Origin of the sequence: Corynebacterium sp. H78, assembly GCF_037572275.1 — a bacterium.
Taxonomy (GTDB): Bacteria; Actinomycetota; Actinomycetes; order Mycobacteriales; family Mycobacteriaceae; genus Corynebacterium.
This window is the reverse complement of record NZ_JBBHKX010000002.1, coordinates 718,059-731,893: the sequence shown is the minus strand read 5'-3', so window position 1 is coordinate 731,893 and position 13,835 is coordinate 718,059. Positions and strand designations below refer to the sequence as shown.

11 protein-coding genes are annotated in these 13,835 nt (G+C 56.9%); 5 read left to right on the top strand and 6 right to left on the bottom strand.

The window, feature by feature from the left end:
* Nucleotides 1-53 precede the first annotated feature (53 nt).
* From WG934_RS04405 to WG934_RS04390, 4 genes are all read left to right on the top strand, one after another.
* Nucleotides 54-806: an SDR family oxidoreductase gene (locus tag WG934_RS04405; RefSeq protein ID WP_339988854.1), complete on the top strand. Its 753-nt coding sequence runs from the start codon at nucleotides 54-56 to the stop codon at nucleotides 804-806.
* A gap of 49 nt (nucleotides 807-855) precedes the next feature.
* Nucleotides 856-2,124, top strand: a complete 1,269-nt coding sequence (locus WG934_RS04400; protein ID WP_339988853.1) for an isochorismate synthase — start codon at nucleotides 856-858, stop codon at nucleotides 2,122-2,124.
* Between the two features lie 273 nt (nucleotides 2,125-2,397).
* Nucleotides 2,398-3,972 carry a Re/Si-specific NAD(P)(+) transhydrogenase subunit alpha gene (locus tag WG934_RS04395; protein WP_339988851.1) on the top strand — a complete coding sequence of 525 codons (1,575 nt, stop codon included), beginning with the start codon at nucleotides 2,398-2,400 and terminating at the stop codon, nucleotides 3,970-3,972.
* Nucleotides 3,973-3,978: 6 nt separating this feature from the next.
* Nucleotides 3,979-5,454, top strand: coding sequence for an NAD(P)(+) transhydrogenase (Re/Si-specific) subunit beta (locus WG934_RS04390; RefSeq protein WP_339988849.1), 1,476 nt, complete (start codon nucleotides 3,979-3,981; stop codon nucleotides 5,452-5,454).
* Nucleotides 5,455-5,619: 165 nt separating this feature from the next.
* Here the strand turns inward: WG934_RS04390 and WG934_RS04385 are convergent, their stop codons facing one another.
* The 4 genes from WG934_RS04385 to WG934_RS04370 all read right to left on the bottom strand — a co-directional run bounded on the left by WG934_RS04385 (nucleotide 5,620) and on the right by WG934_RS04370 (nucleotide 9,749).
* Nucleotides 5,620-6,408: a fumarylacetoacetate hydrolase family protein gene (locus WG934_RS04385; protein WP_339988846.1), complete on the bottom strand. Its 789-nt coding sequence runs from the start codon at nucleotides 6,406-6,408 to the stop codon at nucleotides 5,620-5,622.
* 89 nt (nucleotides 6,409-6,497) lie between these two features.
* Nucleotides 6,498-7,112 (bottom strand): trimeric intracellular cation channel family protein, encoded by a 615-nt coding sequence (locus tag WG934_RS04380; RefSeq protein WP_339977969.1) that lies wholly within the window; start codon nucleotides 7,110-7,112, stop codon nucleotides 6,498-6,500.
* 110 nt (nucleotides 7,113-7,222) lie between these two features.
* A complete protein-coding gene (locus tag WG934_RS04375; RefSeq protein ID WP_339977967.1) occupies nucleotides 7,223-7,858 on the bottom strand; it encodes a 3'-5' exonuclease in 636 nt (211 codons plus the stop codon).
* Nucleotides 7,859-7,889: 31 nt separating this feature from the next.
* Complete coding sequence (locus tag WG934_RS04370; protein ID WP_339988843.1) at nucleotides 7,890-9,749, bottom strand: DUF294 nucleotidyltransferase-like domain-containing protein; 1,860 nt, start codon at nucleotides 9,747-9,749, stop codon at nucleotides 7,890-7,892.
* A 215-nt stretch (nucleotides 9,750-9,964) separates the two neighbouring features.
* Here WG934_RS04370 and WG934_RS04365 point away from each other — a divergent pair, with 215 nt between their 5' ends.
* Nucleotides 9,965-10,720, top strand: coding sequence for a mycothiol transferase (locus WG934_RS04365; protein WP_339977963.1), 756 nt, complete (start codon nucleotides 9,965-9,967; stop codon nucleotides 10,718-10,720).
* Between the two features lie 7 nt (nucleotides 10,721-10,727).
* Here the strand turns inward: WG934_RS04365 and WG934_RS04360 are convergent, their stop codons facing one another.
* Together WG934_RS04360 and WG934_RS04355 are read right to left on the bottom strand one after the other, a co-directional pair.
* A complete protein-coding gene (locus WG934_RS04360; protein ID WP_339989247.1) occupies nucleotides 10,728-11,747 on the bottom strand; it encodes a 3-isopropylmalate dehydrogenase in 1,020 nt (339 codons plus the stop codon).
* A 251-nt stretch (nucleotides 11,748-11,998) separates the two neighbouring features.
* Complete coding sequence (locus WG934_RS04355; protein ID WP_339977961.1) at nucleotides 11,999-13,510, bottom strand: acetyl-CoA hydrolase/transferase family protein; 1,512 nt, start codon at nucleotides 13,508-13,510, stop codon at nucleotides 11,999-12,001.
* Nucleotides 13,511-13,835: the final 325 nt, after the last annotated feature.

Sequence of the window (13,835 nt, the reverse complement as noted above, 5' to 3'; positions counted from 1 at the left end):
GACCGCAGTAGTTGTTCGCAGTAGTCGATCACGGGGTCGGGAAAGGGTCTGCAATGAAGTCAGTCATCGTTACCGGAGGCGGAGCTGGAATCGGTCGCGAAATTGCCCATGCCTTCGCGGCCGACGGCTGGCGGGTGCGGATTTGCGGCCGAACCGAGGCCACCCTGCAGGAAACGTGTGCCACGGTTTCTGTCGAAGCACCGGGGGCAATCTCGTGGGCAGTGTGCGACATCACCGATGAACAGGCTGTCACCGACTTGTTCGCGAACGCGGTGGCGGACTTCGGGCGTATCGACGCCGTCGTCGTCAACGCTGGCGTTCCCGGCACACCAGCGGAGTTCGGCGACGTTTCGCTCGACGACTTCACGACGACCCTGAGCATTAACGTCACCGGCTCTTTCCTCACTGCTCGCGAAGCATTCCGTGTCATGCGATCACAGCAGAATGGCGGTCGGATCCTGGTGAATTGCTCGATTGCCGCCCAGGTACCACGTCCGCACACCGCTTCTTACGCAGCGTCGAAGTCCGCCCTTGCGGGATTGACTCGGGTACTTTCTATCGACGGGCGACCCCACGGCATCAATGTCACGCGCGTGGATATTGGCAATGCAGCCACTGCCCTGTTGGATTCCTTTGGATCCACAACGGGAGCCCTTCAAGCTGATGGTTCGGTAAAAGAAGAGCCATTCTTGGATGCTGCCGACGCGGCCCGGAGCTTCGTTTATGCAGCATCGCTCCCTGCGTCTGCAACAGTGGACGAGCTGACGATCACTGCCTCCGGCATGCCATTTTTGGGGCGCGGTTAAGCCCCCAGGTAAACTACGGGGACACTAAGTAAGAGGTGGAAAAGCGATTATGACTGCTGGTGGCAATCACCCATCTGCGGATAGGTCACGCCCAAATAATCGCCGTGAGACCTCGTCCCGTCAGGGTTCACGGCACGAGTCGTCGGGGTGTGCCAAGCCTTCTGACTACGACTATTCAACGAAGCCTCGCTCAGGGCGCTGGCCAGCCGGTCGCCCAGCTACAGCTCCAGACTTCTTACTGTCCCGCGCACATGGTTCCATTCGCACCCAAGGCAGTATCGCTACCTACACCGACCCGTGGCTTGCCGCCGAACATTTGCGCTCTGGTATCCATCACATGGTCGTTGGCGCGATTCCGTTCAACTTGGATCTCCCTTCGGCGCTGACAGTTCCTCGCGACGTAATTCGCTCCGATCAACCTCTCGAGCCCCCAGCGCATTACCGCTGGGATGCGCCACCCATTAACGCGACCATCACCAGCTGCGATCCCGAGCCAGAGTGGCACATTGAGCGTGTATCTGCAGCTGTGCGCACCATCAAGGCCTCTGGACTAGAGAAGATTGTTCTTGCGCGCAGTCTTGATCTCGCCATCGATCCGCCAGTGGATCCGTTGCAGTTGGCCTCTCGGCTTATCGACGGCTCCCCGAACCGCGATGGCTTCATTGCCGACCTCACTCCTGCGGGCCATCGCTTCCAGAATCGAGTTTTGGTGGGGTCTTCGCCAGAAATGCTGGTGCGTCGCCGTGGTACTCATGTAGAGGCTTTCCCACTCGCTGGTTCTGTCCCTCGTGAACGGGACAAGGCTGCTGACGATGCCGCGAAGGCACGCCTGGCTGATTCTCGTAAGAACAACGAGGAGCATGCATATGTCGTTGATGACATCGCTGTGAACCTAGAACCTCTGTGCAAGAACCTTCGTGTCCCTGAGGAACCCGAACTGCTGTCTACCTCCGAGATGTGGCATCTAGGCACCCATATTTACGGCGAACTGAAGGATCCATCGACGTCAGCACTTGACCTGGCGCTGACCATTCACCCAACACCCGCGATTTGTGGCACGCCAACCGAATCAGCCTTTTCGGTCATTAACGCTGTAGAGACCGAGCGCGGTTTCTACGCAGGAGCCGTGGGTTGGTGCGATTCCAATGGTGATGGCGAGTTCGTCGTTTCGATCCGCTGCGCAGAAATGAGCATGGATGGCACGAATGCTCGCTTGTGGGCTGGTGGCGGAATCGTCGAGACTTCGGCCCCCGAAGATGAGTTGGCAGAAACCGAAGCCAAGCTTGGTACTGTGCTGCGCGCGTTCGGTTTGCGATAACCACACTCTGCACCCATATTCGCCCCCGTTTCCCTCAATAGAGAAACGTCGAACACTTTCATTCCCGGCAATACCCCACACTTTTCACCCCCCATTTGCCACCCCCTTTCCCATTTTCCTGAACTCCTTAAAGTCGACTACACCACCGTTATATAGATAGTTTTAGCCACAGATTTCGGGAAAGTGGGCGACGAACTCGTCGTAACGCAATAACTTCTTCTACACCGACTGAATCCGTACCGTCATTAACGACCAAAGTAGAAGAGAAAACCAGTGCGTATCGGCATCCCTATCGAACCCGATCCCCAACAAACAATCGCTGCAGCGACACCAGAGACCGTCGGCAAGCTGATGAAGCTCGGCTATGAGGTCTGCGTGCAATCAGCTGCGGGCGAAGCAGCGACATTCAGTGATGCGGACTACGAAGCTGCCGGAGCGACCATCGTCGACAGTGCGGTGTGGGCCAGTGACATCGTCGTCACCTTGGATACCCCACCCCAGCAGTACCGTGACATGATGCGCCCCGAGTCAATCCTGATTTCCCGGCTCGCCCCTGGACGCAACCCTGACCTCATCGAGGAACTTGCAGCTCACAACATCACGGCACTCGCCGTAGACGCCGTCCCTCGAATCTCGCGAGCGCAGTCCATGGACGTCTTGTCGTCCATGGCCAATATCTCCGGTTACCGTGCCGTCATCGAGGCAGCCTCCGCGTTCGGCCGCCTATTCACCGGCCAGGTCACCGCAGCAGGAAAGCTCCCCCCAGCGACGGTGTACGTCATTGGCGCTGGCGTCGGCGGTCTTGCGGCAATTGGTACGGCGAACTCCATGGGCGCCGTCGTCAAGGCAACCGACCTGCGCCCGGAAGCTGGCGAGCAAGTCGAGTCCATGGGCGCGGAGTTCGTCCCAATCCCGACCACAACCGAGAAATCAGACGACGGCTATGCCAAGGAGATGACCTCCGACCAGGCAGCAGCTGCAGCTAAGTTGTACTCGGAGCAGTCCGCGCTCGCCGACATTGTGATCACCACCGCCAACATTCCAGGCCGACGCTCCCCGCTCCTGCTCACCGCTGCAGACGTTGCAGGGATGAAAGCAGGCAGCGTCATCGTCGACATGGCTGCGGCTGGTGGTGGCAACTGCGAGCTCACTGTCCCCGGGAAAGCGATTGTCACCGACAACGGTGTCACCATCATCGGCTACACGGACCTCGCTGGCCGGCTGCCGACGCAGGCATCGTCGTTGTTTGGTCAGAATATCGTCAATCTGTTTAAGCTCTTGACCCCGCAGAAGAACGGTGTCCCCGAGTTGGATCTTGACGACGACATCATCCGAGGCATCACCGTCACCAAAGCCGCGACGTCGTCGGCAGATGTGCTGTGGCCGCCACCTCCGATCAAGGTGTCCGTCACACCGGTGGCAACACGGCAGGAGCAACAGGCCCACCAGGCTGCGCTTCACGAAAACGAGCCAGAAAAAGTCTCGTTCATCGGCTCCGGCGGATTGGGAACGAAAGTCGGTCTTGGCATCGCGGTGTTGCTGGCCGTTGCGATCATGTTCGTCGCTCCCCATTCGGTGAGCGCAAACTTCATGGTTCTGGCGCTGTCTATTGTGTTGGGTTTCTACGTCATTTCTGCCGTCACACCTCGACTGCATACGCCGTTGATGTCTGAAACCAACGCGATCTCCGGCATCGTGGTTGTTGGCGCAATCCTACAGGTCGGAAGCAATAATCCTATCGTGTCGAGCTTGGCTTTCGCAGCGATCGTCGTCAGCTCGATCAATATTTTCGGTGGCTTCGCTGTCACCGATCGCATGCTCAGCATGTTCGTGAAAGAGGAGGCATAGGCCGTTATGTTCCCTACTGATACCTCATCCCTGATTGACTTCACGCAGCGCGTATCCAATGTCGGCTATGTCATTGCAGCCCTGCTGTTTCTGCTTGCCTTGGCTGCGTTGTCCAAGCCGGAATCCGCAAAGCGTGGCAACCTCCTCGGTATTTCAGGAATGGCGATTGCCGTTGTCGTCGCGGTGATCCAAGCTTTCGTCATCTCGAAGAACTCACCGGAGACGCACCTGTCGCCGTTCACCACACTGATGCTCATTGCCATCGCAGTGACCATGGGTGCAGTCGTTGGCTTGTCGCGAGCACGCAAAGTTGCCATGACCGGTATGCCAGAACTGATTGCTCTGTTCAATGGACTGGTTGGAGCAGGAGCAGTTTTCATCGGTGTCAATTCGCTGATGACCATCGACGACATTGCTGCCGATGAACGAGCATTCCAGCTTGGCTCCATCTACATCGGCACGTTCATCGGTGCCGTGACGTTCACCGGTTCCATCGTCGCAGGCTTGAAACTCTCGGAGAAGATCAAGGGATCGCCGCTTTTGCTACCAGGCCGGAACCTACTGAATGTGTCGGTTCTGCTGCTCACCCTTGCTTTTATGATCGTGTTCATCGTTACTGACTCGACCACCGTTGCGTGGGTGGCACTCGCAGCAGCAACGGTATTCGGACTGTTCATTGGTTGGCACGTGGTCGTCGCCATCGGCGGTGGAGATATGCCAGTCGTGGTCTCCATCATGAACTCGTACTCCGGCTGGGCAGGCGCATTCGCGGGGCTGATGCTCGGTAACAGCCTGCTCATTATCACCGGCGCGTTAGTCGGCTCCTCTGGTGCCTACCTGTCCTACGTCATGTGCGAAGCAATGAACCGCTCGTTCAGCAACGTTATTTTGGGCGGATTTGGCTCAGAGGCGACGTCGTCGGCAAGCGAGACCACTGGCTCGCACACCGAAATTAACCATGAAGATACGGCGGAAGCGCTGCGAAACGCAGACCGAATTCTCATTGCACCTGGATACGGAATGGCTGTCGCGCAGGCACAGTACGCAGTTGCCGAACTTGTTCGCAAGCTGCGCGACCAGGGTAAGGACGTGACTTTCGGTATCCATCCTGTCGCAGGTCGACTGCCTGGGCACATGAACGTGCTGCTGGCTGAAGCGAAGGTGCCATACGACATCGTGCTTGAGCTCGACGAGGTTAACGACGACTTCGGCGACATTGATGTCGTACTCGTAATCGGCGCCAATGACACTGTGAACCCCATCGCTGAGCAGCCGGGATCGCCGATTGCCGGAATGCCGGTGCTGAAGGTCTGGGAGTCCGAGCACGTCATCGTGCTGAAGCGCTCGATGGGTTCCGGCTACTCCGGCGTACAGAATCCGCTGTTCTACAACGAGAACACGGACATGCTGATCGGTGACGCTAAGGCGAGCATCGATGCACTCAACCGAGAACTAGCGACGGCGGCGGTATCTGTGGGATAGACGGTGTGCCCCGGCGCAACTCACTCGCCGCATAGAACGAAAAAGGGACACAAAAACCGGCGTAGCAAGGGAAAACACTTCCCTGCTACGCCGGTTCTTGCTTAAACGTGCGCCATTGCACGTACCCACACGCAGTCGGAGGCTGCGCGTGGCTGGACGCGAGTACTAAGCACGCTCGACTGGGTTAGCGAGAGTACCGATTCCAGGAATCTCAATCTCAATGCGGTCGCCTGGGAACATCGGTGCCGTACCTGCTGGGGAGCCGGTGCACACGACATCGCCTGGCAGCAGGGTGATCGATGCAGTAATGAACTCGATGATCTCCGGGATAGACATGATCATCTGATCCGAGTTGGAGTCCTGCTTAGTCTCGGTGGTGCCGTTCTGGGTGAGGTGCGCCTTGATTGGCAGACCTTCGTAGTCCAGCTCAGTTTGAATCCATGGCCCGAGTGGGCAGAACGTGTCAATGCCCTTCGCACGAGCCCACTGGCCGTCCGCGAACTGCAGGTCACGGGAAGAAACATCGTTGACGATGGTGTATCCGAAGATGACGTCGTGAGCGTCTTCCTTCTTCACATTCTTGCATGGCTTACCAATAACAAGTGCCAGCTCACCCTCGAACTCAACGTTCGTAGCGAACTCTGGGATACGAATTGGTGCCTCTGGGCCAACAACAGCCGTTGGTGGCTTAATGAACATTGTCGGTGGCAGAGTTTCCGCCGACTTCTTGAACACCTCGGCCACGTGGTCCGCATAGTTGCGACCAATGGCGATGACCTTGGATGGAAGCATTGGTGCAAGCAGACGAACGTCGGCAAGTGGCCAGCTGCGACCAGTCTTGTTTACGTCACCGAATGGGTGACCGTCGATTTCGTGGAGTGTAACTTCATTGCCTTCGCCCTCAACCAGCGCGAAGCACATGCCCTCTGGGTGGGCGATTCGAGCAATACGCATGTGGGATAGGTTACACGGCTGCCCAGGCATTCAAGCATTAGGGGTAGGCGCTCGCGCGTCGACCGAAGCCTTGCGCTCCGCTCGCCCAGCTATTCCTGTTCTTGGTAGTCAAACACTGGAAGCGACCACTCGCGCCAAATCGCGAGCAAACGGTAGACGAAGATTGTCAACACCGAAACCACAATCGTGACGTTCTCGTTGAGGCCTAGGGCATCCATTGCGACGTACATGAGCGTGCCCACCATCGCCACAAACGCATAGAGCTCCTTCTGAAACACCAGCGGAACGCGGTCACACATGAGGTCGCGAAGAACACCGCCGAAGACACCAGTCAGGATCGCGGCGACGACCGCAATAATCACTCCGTGTCCCATTTCGAGTGCAATTCGCGCACCAATGATGGCAAATGCCGACAAGCCCACGGCATCCAACACCAGGAACACCATGCGGAAGTGCTTAGCCAACACATGCGCCCATACTGTCAGCGTCGCTGCACCAATGATGAGCAAGAGATACTCGGGACTCTTCACCCACACCAATGGGTAATGCCCCAGCACCATGTCGCGGATCGTGCCACCACCGATCGCCGTCACACACGCAATGGTGTAGACGCCGAAGAGATCCATCTTCTGACGACCCGCCGCCAACGCGCCGGTCATACCTTCCGCGGTGATACCGATCACCCAAAGAATGTGCAGCAACATAAGGCTGTCAATCTAACACACGGCAGTTAACGAACGTGGGCTGCGTCACTGTCCTGCGTCACCTTCCCACACTCGCCCAGCGCTCATCTCCCGACGCCTCCGCTCATTCATTACTTCCGGGGCAACTTCGCCGCATCCTGTGCCAACCACAACTCTGCGCACGCCAACGCATCCGTCAACGCATGGTGAGCCTTATACACCGGCAGCCCATACTTTTCCCGGAGGTTCCACAGCCTCAGCTCGTCGCGTTCCGGTTCCCTGCCTGCCTCCACAATTCGCAAGTACTCACGCGACATCGTGTCAGCCGGCTCGACATGAAAACCGCCACCGAAATGACGCTTGCACACGAGATCCACGAACCCAACCTCCATTTTCGCGAAGTGTGCCAGCAGAGTTCGCCCCTTCATCGCTTCCAACAGCTTTGCGACGGCTTCCTCTTCAGCAACACCCTGCGCCACTGCATCATCGGTCAGTCCGTGTAGCGTGGCCGACTCTCCTACCGACGCATCACCCTCGGCTCCTCGAATAATGAGGTGCTCAGTTCCGCCGAGGATGATGTCCGGGCCGTCGACAGGTACCCAGCCGATGGAGAGCAAGCGTGACTTGTTGGGGTCCAGCCCAGTCGTCTCTACGTCGACAGCAAGGTATTTGTCCTTTTCCGTTGGCGTGGCGTAGAACTCCGCCAATGGACCTGTGGCTTTGCGTTTTGCCGATGCCTTCCGGAATCCGCCGAAAAATCCGCTCATTGACATTCACTCATTTCCGCGTGGACTTCGACTACGACATCGACTGGATTGGATACTTAGCGCCGAGGCTCTGCTGGAGCTTGCGGATGACACCGAAAGCGTCACGCAGGTGTTCCCGCTCTAGTCGAGACAAGTTCTTGGGGTTGACGTGATTGTCTGGCTCCTTGCCTTCGCGCATCAGAAATTCTTGATGGTTGAACTGCACAGTTGACAGGAACTCGAATGCATCAGCAAGGTCAGCAGCGCCCTGTCGGCTCACCGTGCCCGCACCGGCGCCTGCGGCCAGGCGTTCCCGAGTGCTGAGCTGCGGCAAACCACCTGCAACGGCAAAAAGTCGCGCCATTTGCACAACCGTGGCAATGCCACCCTTCTTGATGTCCAAGGTTTCGCCGTGCTCGCCGCCCTTCTCCAACACCAGGCCACGGAAGAAGCCCAGCGGTGGCTCGCGCCATGCGGCCAACTTCGCCAAGTGGGCATGTAGTCGCTTACTGCCTTCAGCGACTGGCACGTAATGCGACCGCAACTCATCGACCAACGCCATATCGCCATGAATGCCACGAATGTCGAAGAACGTCTGCGCATGCAGCAACGCATCTCCATCCGGTGCGGTGATCCAGCGGTGGAAAGTAGAAGACCAATCCGATACCGTCATCCGCCATTCCGGATTCGATGCCATCATGTCGCCTGGACAAAGTGGATAGCCACAGAGGTCGAGTTTCTGGCACACTTCGTCGGAAAGCTCTTTGAAGTACGCTCCATGCTTCGCTTCGTCGTACGAGTCGTGCAGGATCAACGCATTGTCCTGGTCGGATGCAAGTCCCATTTCGCGACGTCCCTGCGAACCAAGGACCACAAAAGAGTACGGAACTGGCGGTGGGCCAAGGCGCTCCTCCGCGAGCACCAGGAGGCGGCGCGCCACCGCATCGGCAGTAACGGTGAGCAGTTTCGATACTTCCTCAGCGCTCACACCACGCTCGATGAAGCGACCGACGACACGGCGAGCGTTCGTTGCCACTTCAGCGATGTCCTTGACATCCTTCTTTCGAGCCAGCGTTGCCGTCGCGTACACGGGATCGGTATGAAGTGTGCGGAGCAGGTCACCGATGACCACCATCCCGACAACACCAGATTCATCAGCCACCGGCAGGTGGTGGTAGCCACGCTCGGCCATCAGCAGCATGGCTTCGAACGCCAACATTTGCGGCTCAACCGTCATGGGGTTTGGCGTCATCACATCCCCGACGATGACCTCTGGTCCCTTGCCTTTTGCCAGCACGCGTCGTCGTAAGTCGCGGTCAGTAATGATGCCGTTGAGGCTGCCATTGTCCACAATGAGCAGGCTGGAAACGTTCTTCTCCGTCATGATGCCGGCTGCCTCGCCAATCGAATCTGACGACGAACACGTCACAGGATTCGGCGACATCAAATCAACCACACGAGTCCGCAGTGCTTCCGAAGCGGCGCTACTGCGAAGCTTTGAGGCCACCGCACGGATGCGCGCGTTTTCGCCACCGTAGTAACGACTCACCGCTGGCATTGTGGCCATCAGGTTATTGAAGACCTCGTGGGTCATGACCAGCAGCAAAGAGTCCTCAACTGCTGTCATGGTGTACAGCGACGGTTCGCCGGACAGCAGACTCGAATAGCCTAAGTGATCGCCGACATCACGACGGTCGAGGAGATTACCCGCCGGATCAAAGACATCCACCAGGCCAGAACGCACGATAAACACGTGGTCGTTTGCCCCACCAGCCCGCACGATTTCGTCGCCACGTCGCGCGTACCGCATGGTCAGGTTTGCGGGGATGGTCGCGAGTTCCTCTTCGCTAAGTTCGGAGAAGGGCCGAATCTTGCGCAGGAAAGCGCGGATTTCATCAATCTCAACGGACACGGTTCGTGCTCCTTTAATAATGGGCCGAGGTGGCTGGGTCTACTCAGACAAACCTGTGCGAGGCGCTGATGCAGCTAAAACGGTCTTTGCAACTAATGCTTTTGCCCAGAATAACGAACGCAGATTGAACATTCCGGGGATCTACACATCACAGTCAGCTTTCACTTGTGAGAATCATCACCCGATGCTCTGGGCTGCAGATTATGATGCTCACCATGAACACGACAGATTTCCACTCCCCAACGGATTACACCGATCCCACCCGCCCACTCGAGTCGCACATCCTCGAAGCGCTGGATGGCTTAGCGACGATCGTCGGCAAGCTCGATGACATTACGGCCAACGCCCGCCCGGATATGCCCGGGTCCAATTCGCCGATTGTGCTGCTGCGGCACACGTGTGGCTCGGCGCGGTTTTGGTTGGATCATGTGTGCTTAGGCAATGAGAATGTGCGGGATCGGGCTGATGAGTTCAGTGCGACAGCTTCCGTTGCGGAAGAGCTAGAACGCTTTGAGCGCGAGCGCGCGGTTATTGCTGATGCTTTGGAGCAACTGCACGATGCGGATTGGTTAGCGGAGCCGGCTGCGGTGCCTACGGATAAGCAGCGGTGGTGGCTGCCGACGATTGGTGGCGTGATGGTGCATGTATATCGCGAGGCAGCACAGCATTTAGGGCATATGGAGATTACCCGCGACGTGCTGATTGCGGGAATGCCTCGAGCTGGTGAGAAGTCATCTGTGCTGGATTTGATTATCGCTGAGCTGGACCGCCAGGGTCATGCAGCAGATGCGATTTGGCCGGACGAGGAGTACGGCGGGCATGTCATTACGACCGTCGACAGCATTCAGTTCACGACGATTGATATTGAGGCAGCGTGTGCGCGCGTCCCGCAGGAATTACCTGCTGAAGAGCGCAACAAGCGCCGTCGCTGGATCGTGCGGGAGCAGCTGACGGCGCTGTTGGAGGATTAGCTCTCCACTACTTTGCGACGGCCACTGCAATACGATCGCCGACCTCCGTGGTGACCATCGCGGAGTCACCACGGTTGGCGAGGTCAGCTTCGACGGCACGCTCAATGCGCTGTGCATCTTCCTCACGACCGAGGTGGCGCAGCATCATGGCGCCAGACAGGATGGCAGCGGTTGGGTCTGCGATGCCCTGACCAGCAATATCAGGAGCCGAACCGTGCACAGGCTCGAACATCGATGGATTGGTGTTGGACGCATCGATGTTGCCGGACGCGGCCAGGCCGATACCACCGGAGATGGCGCCAGCCTCATCGGTCAGAATGTCGCCGAACAGGTTGTCGGTAACGATAACATCGAAGCGCGATGGGTTCGTCACCAAGTAAATGGTCGCCGCATCAATGTGGCTGTAGTCCACCTCGACCTCTGGGTACTCGGTCGCCACTTCGTCGACAGTCCGCTGCCACATTCCGCCACCATGCACGAGCACGTTGGTCTTGTGCACCAGTGTCAGCTTCTTACGACGAGTCATTGCCAGCTCAAACGCATAACGAACGACGCGCTCCGCACCGAAGCGAGTATTCACGGACGTCTCGTTAGCAACTTCCTGAGGAGTTCCAATGCGAATCGCACCACCGTTGCCGGTGTACGCGCCTTCGGTGCCTTCGCGGACGACGACGAAGTCAATTTCGCCAGGGTTCTTCAAAGGAGACTCAACACCTGAATACAGCTTCGACGGACGCAAGTTGACGTGATGGTCCAACGCAAACCGCATCTTCAGCAGCAGACCGCGCTCCAGCACTCCTGGTGGAACCTTGCGAGGATCTCCAATCGCACCCAGCAAAATCGCATCGTGTTCGCGGAGGGAATCCAGATCTGCGTCGGTCAGCAGCTCTCCATTGCGCTCGTAACGACGAGCACCCAAGTCATACTCCGTGATCTCGAAGTCACCGATGGTCGCACGAAGCACTTTAAGAGCCTCGGCAGTTACTTCGGTACCAATTCCGTCGCCAGGGATGACGGCGATTTTCAGGGGGCTGCCAGCAGCGCTATTCATTTTGAGATTCCCTTCTCACTATATGGACACTTTGAGCTTAGCAGACTCTTCCTCTCGCTAATATCACGTCACATTGCGCACCCAACCCGCGTCGCGCCTCACAAAGCGGAACCCCTCTCCCACGGATAGCAATCCGCAGGAAAGGGGAATCAGATATCAGCAAAGCAAAAACAAGCGACCTAAGCGCGCTATCATCGCAACCCACCTAGGCAATCTGTCCGCACCTCTTACTTAGGCAGCATGGAGCCATTCTCAAGGAAGCGACGGTGGAAGTCGAACGACGTTCCAAGATCATGTGGGGTGTGCTTGAAAGGCGTTGCCTTCTCCGCACGCTCGACGTACTCCAGCAATGCTTCCTTGTACATAGGGTGTGCACAGTTTTCGATGACAACGCGCGCACGCTTGCGAGGAGACAGACCACGCAGGTCAGCCAGACCTTGCTCGGTAATGATGACCATGACATCATGCTCCGAGTGATCCTGGTGGGACACCATTGGGACAATCGCCGAAATAGCGCCACCCTTCGCAATCGATGGCGACACGAACGTCGAAATGTAAGCATTACGGGTGAAGTCACCCGAACCACCAATGCCGTTCATCATGCGAGAGCCAGCAACGTGGGTCGAGTTCACGTTGCCGTAGATATCAGCCTCGATCATGCCGTTAGTGGTGATCAGGCCAAGGCGACGAACAACACCAGGATGGTTGGAGATGTCCTGTGGACGCAGAACGATCTTGTCACGGTAATCCTTAGCGTTTTCGTTCATACGCTCGGCATACTCAGGAGAGAGCGAAAAGGCAGTTGCGGAAGCAACAGACATCTTGCCTGCATCCATAAGGTCAATCATGCCGTCCTGAATAACCTCGGTGTAGGAGGTCAGGTTCTCGTACTTGGACTTTGCCAAGCCAGCCAACACGGCGTTTGGAATGTTGCCAACACCCGACTGCATTGGCAACAAGTTCTCCGGCAGACGACCCTGCTTAACCTCATTGTCAAGGAAATCGAGCAGGTAGCCAGCAATCTTTGCGGAATCCTCGTCGACAGGCTTGAAGGCAGAGTTGCGGTCTGGCGAGTTTGTCTCGACCACAGCAACAACCTTGTCGATGTCGATTGGGCAATCGGTGGTACCAATGCGGTCACCAGGAGCGGTGATCGAGATTGGCTGGCGATGTGGAGGCAGGCCAACACTGTAAATGTCGTGCATACCTTCAAGATCCAGCGACTGCCAAGAGTTGACCTCAATGATGATTTTCTCAGCGGCATTCAGGTACGAAACGTTGTTACCAACGGAAGAAGCAAAGACCAACGTGCCAGTATCGGTGATGCGAGTGACTTCAACAATGGCAAAGTCAACCTTGCCATAGAAGCCCTGCTCGATCTGTGGGCCAGAGTGCGACAAGTGCATGTCGTTGTAATTGGCGTCACCAGCATTGATGCGGTTACGCATGTGACCATCAGACTGGTACGGCATGCGCCATTCAACACCGTCCACCTCAGCGAGTGCACCGTCCAGCTCTGGAGCAGTCGAAGCGCCGGTCAGAACCTTGACCTTGAATTCGTCGCCGCGCGCGTGTGCTTCCTTAATACGCTCCGCCAATGCAGGTGGTACGACCTTTGGGTAGCCAGCACCGGTAAAGCCAGCAAAGCCAATCATGTCTCCATGCTTAATGAAACCTGCAGCCTCTTCAGCCGTCATCACCTTGCTGCGAAGACCGGCATGAGCAATACGATCCGTCATCTGGATGCCTTTCCTTAATGGGAAAAAAGTTAGAAGCGATAATTACACGCGACACCCAAAGTTTAACAGAGCAAAAATTGCACGTTTCTCGCGGAAATCTTTTACACAACACATTTTCCTGCAATTATTGCCCACATCACAACAGCGCAACACCGGTAGCCTGAATCACATGATCTTTACGACGAGGTCGTCAACATATCCGCAGCTCGCAATTAAATAGCCTCACATTAATCCATAATTAATTGCATACCCGAAAGCTTATTTGAGTAATTCGCCCCCTCTTTACCGCCCATTCACTCATCCCATCCGGGGGTGGCGAACGTGA

What these genes read in the sequence shown, in the direction of transcription:
- WG934_RS04390 (WP_339988849.1), top strand. Translation starts at nt 3,979, where the DNA reads ATGTTCCCTACTGATACCTCATCCCTGATTGACTTCACGCAGCGCGTA.
- WG934_RS04380 (WP_339977969.1), bottom strand. Translation starts at nt 7,112, where the DNA reads ATGTTGCTGCACATTCTTTGGGTGATCGGTATCACCGCGGAAGGTATG.
- WG934_RS04400 (WP_339988853.1), top strand. Translation starts at nt 856, where the DNA reads ATGACTGCTGGTGGCAATCACCCATCTGCGGATAGGTCACGCCCAAAT.
- WG934_RS04405 (WP_339988854.1), top strand. Translation starts at nt 54, where the DNA reads ATGAAGTCAGTCATCGTTACCGGAGGCGGAGCTGGAATCGGTCGCGAA.
- WG934_RS04355 (WP_339977961.1), bottom strand. Translation starts at nt 13,510, where the DNA reads ATGACGGATCGTATTGCTCATGCCGGTCTTCGCAGCAAGGTGATGACG.
- WG934_RS04385 (WP_339988846.1), bottom strand. Translation starts at nt 6,408, where the DNA reads ATGCGTATTGCTCGAATCGCCCACCCAGAGGGCATGTGCTTCGCGCTG.
- WG934_RS04375 (WP_339977967.1), bottom strand. Translation starts at nt 7,858, where the DNA reads ATGAGCGGATTTTTCGGCGGATTCCGGAAGGCATCGGCAAAACGCAAA.
- WG934_RS04365 (WP_339977963.1), top strand. Translation starts at nt 9,965, where the DNA reads ATGAACACGACAGATTTCCACTCCCCAACGGATTACACCGATCCCACC.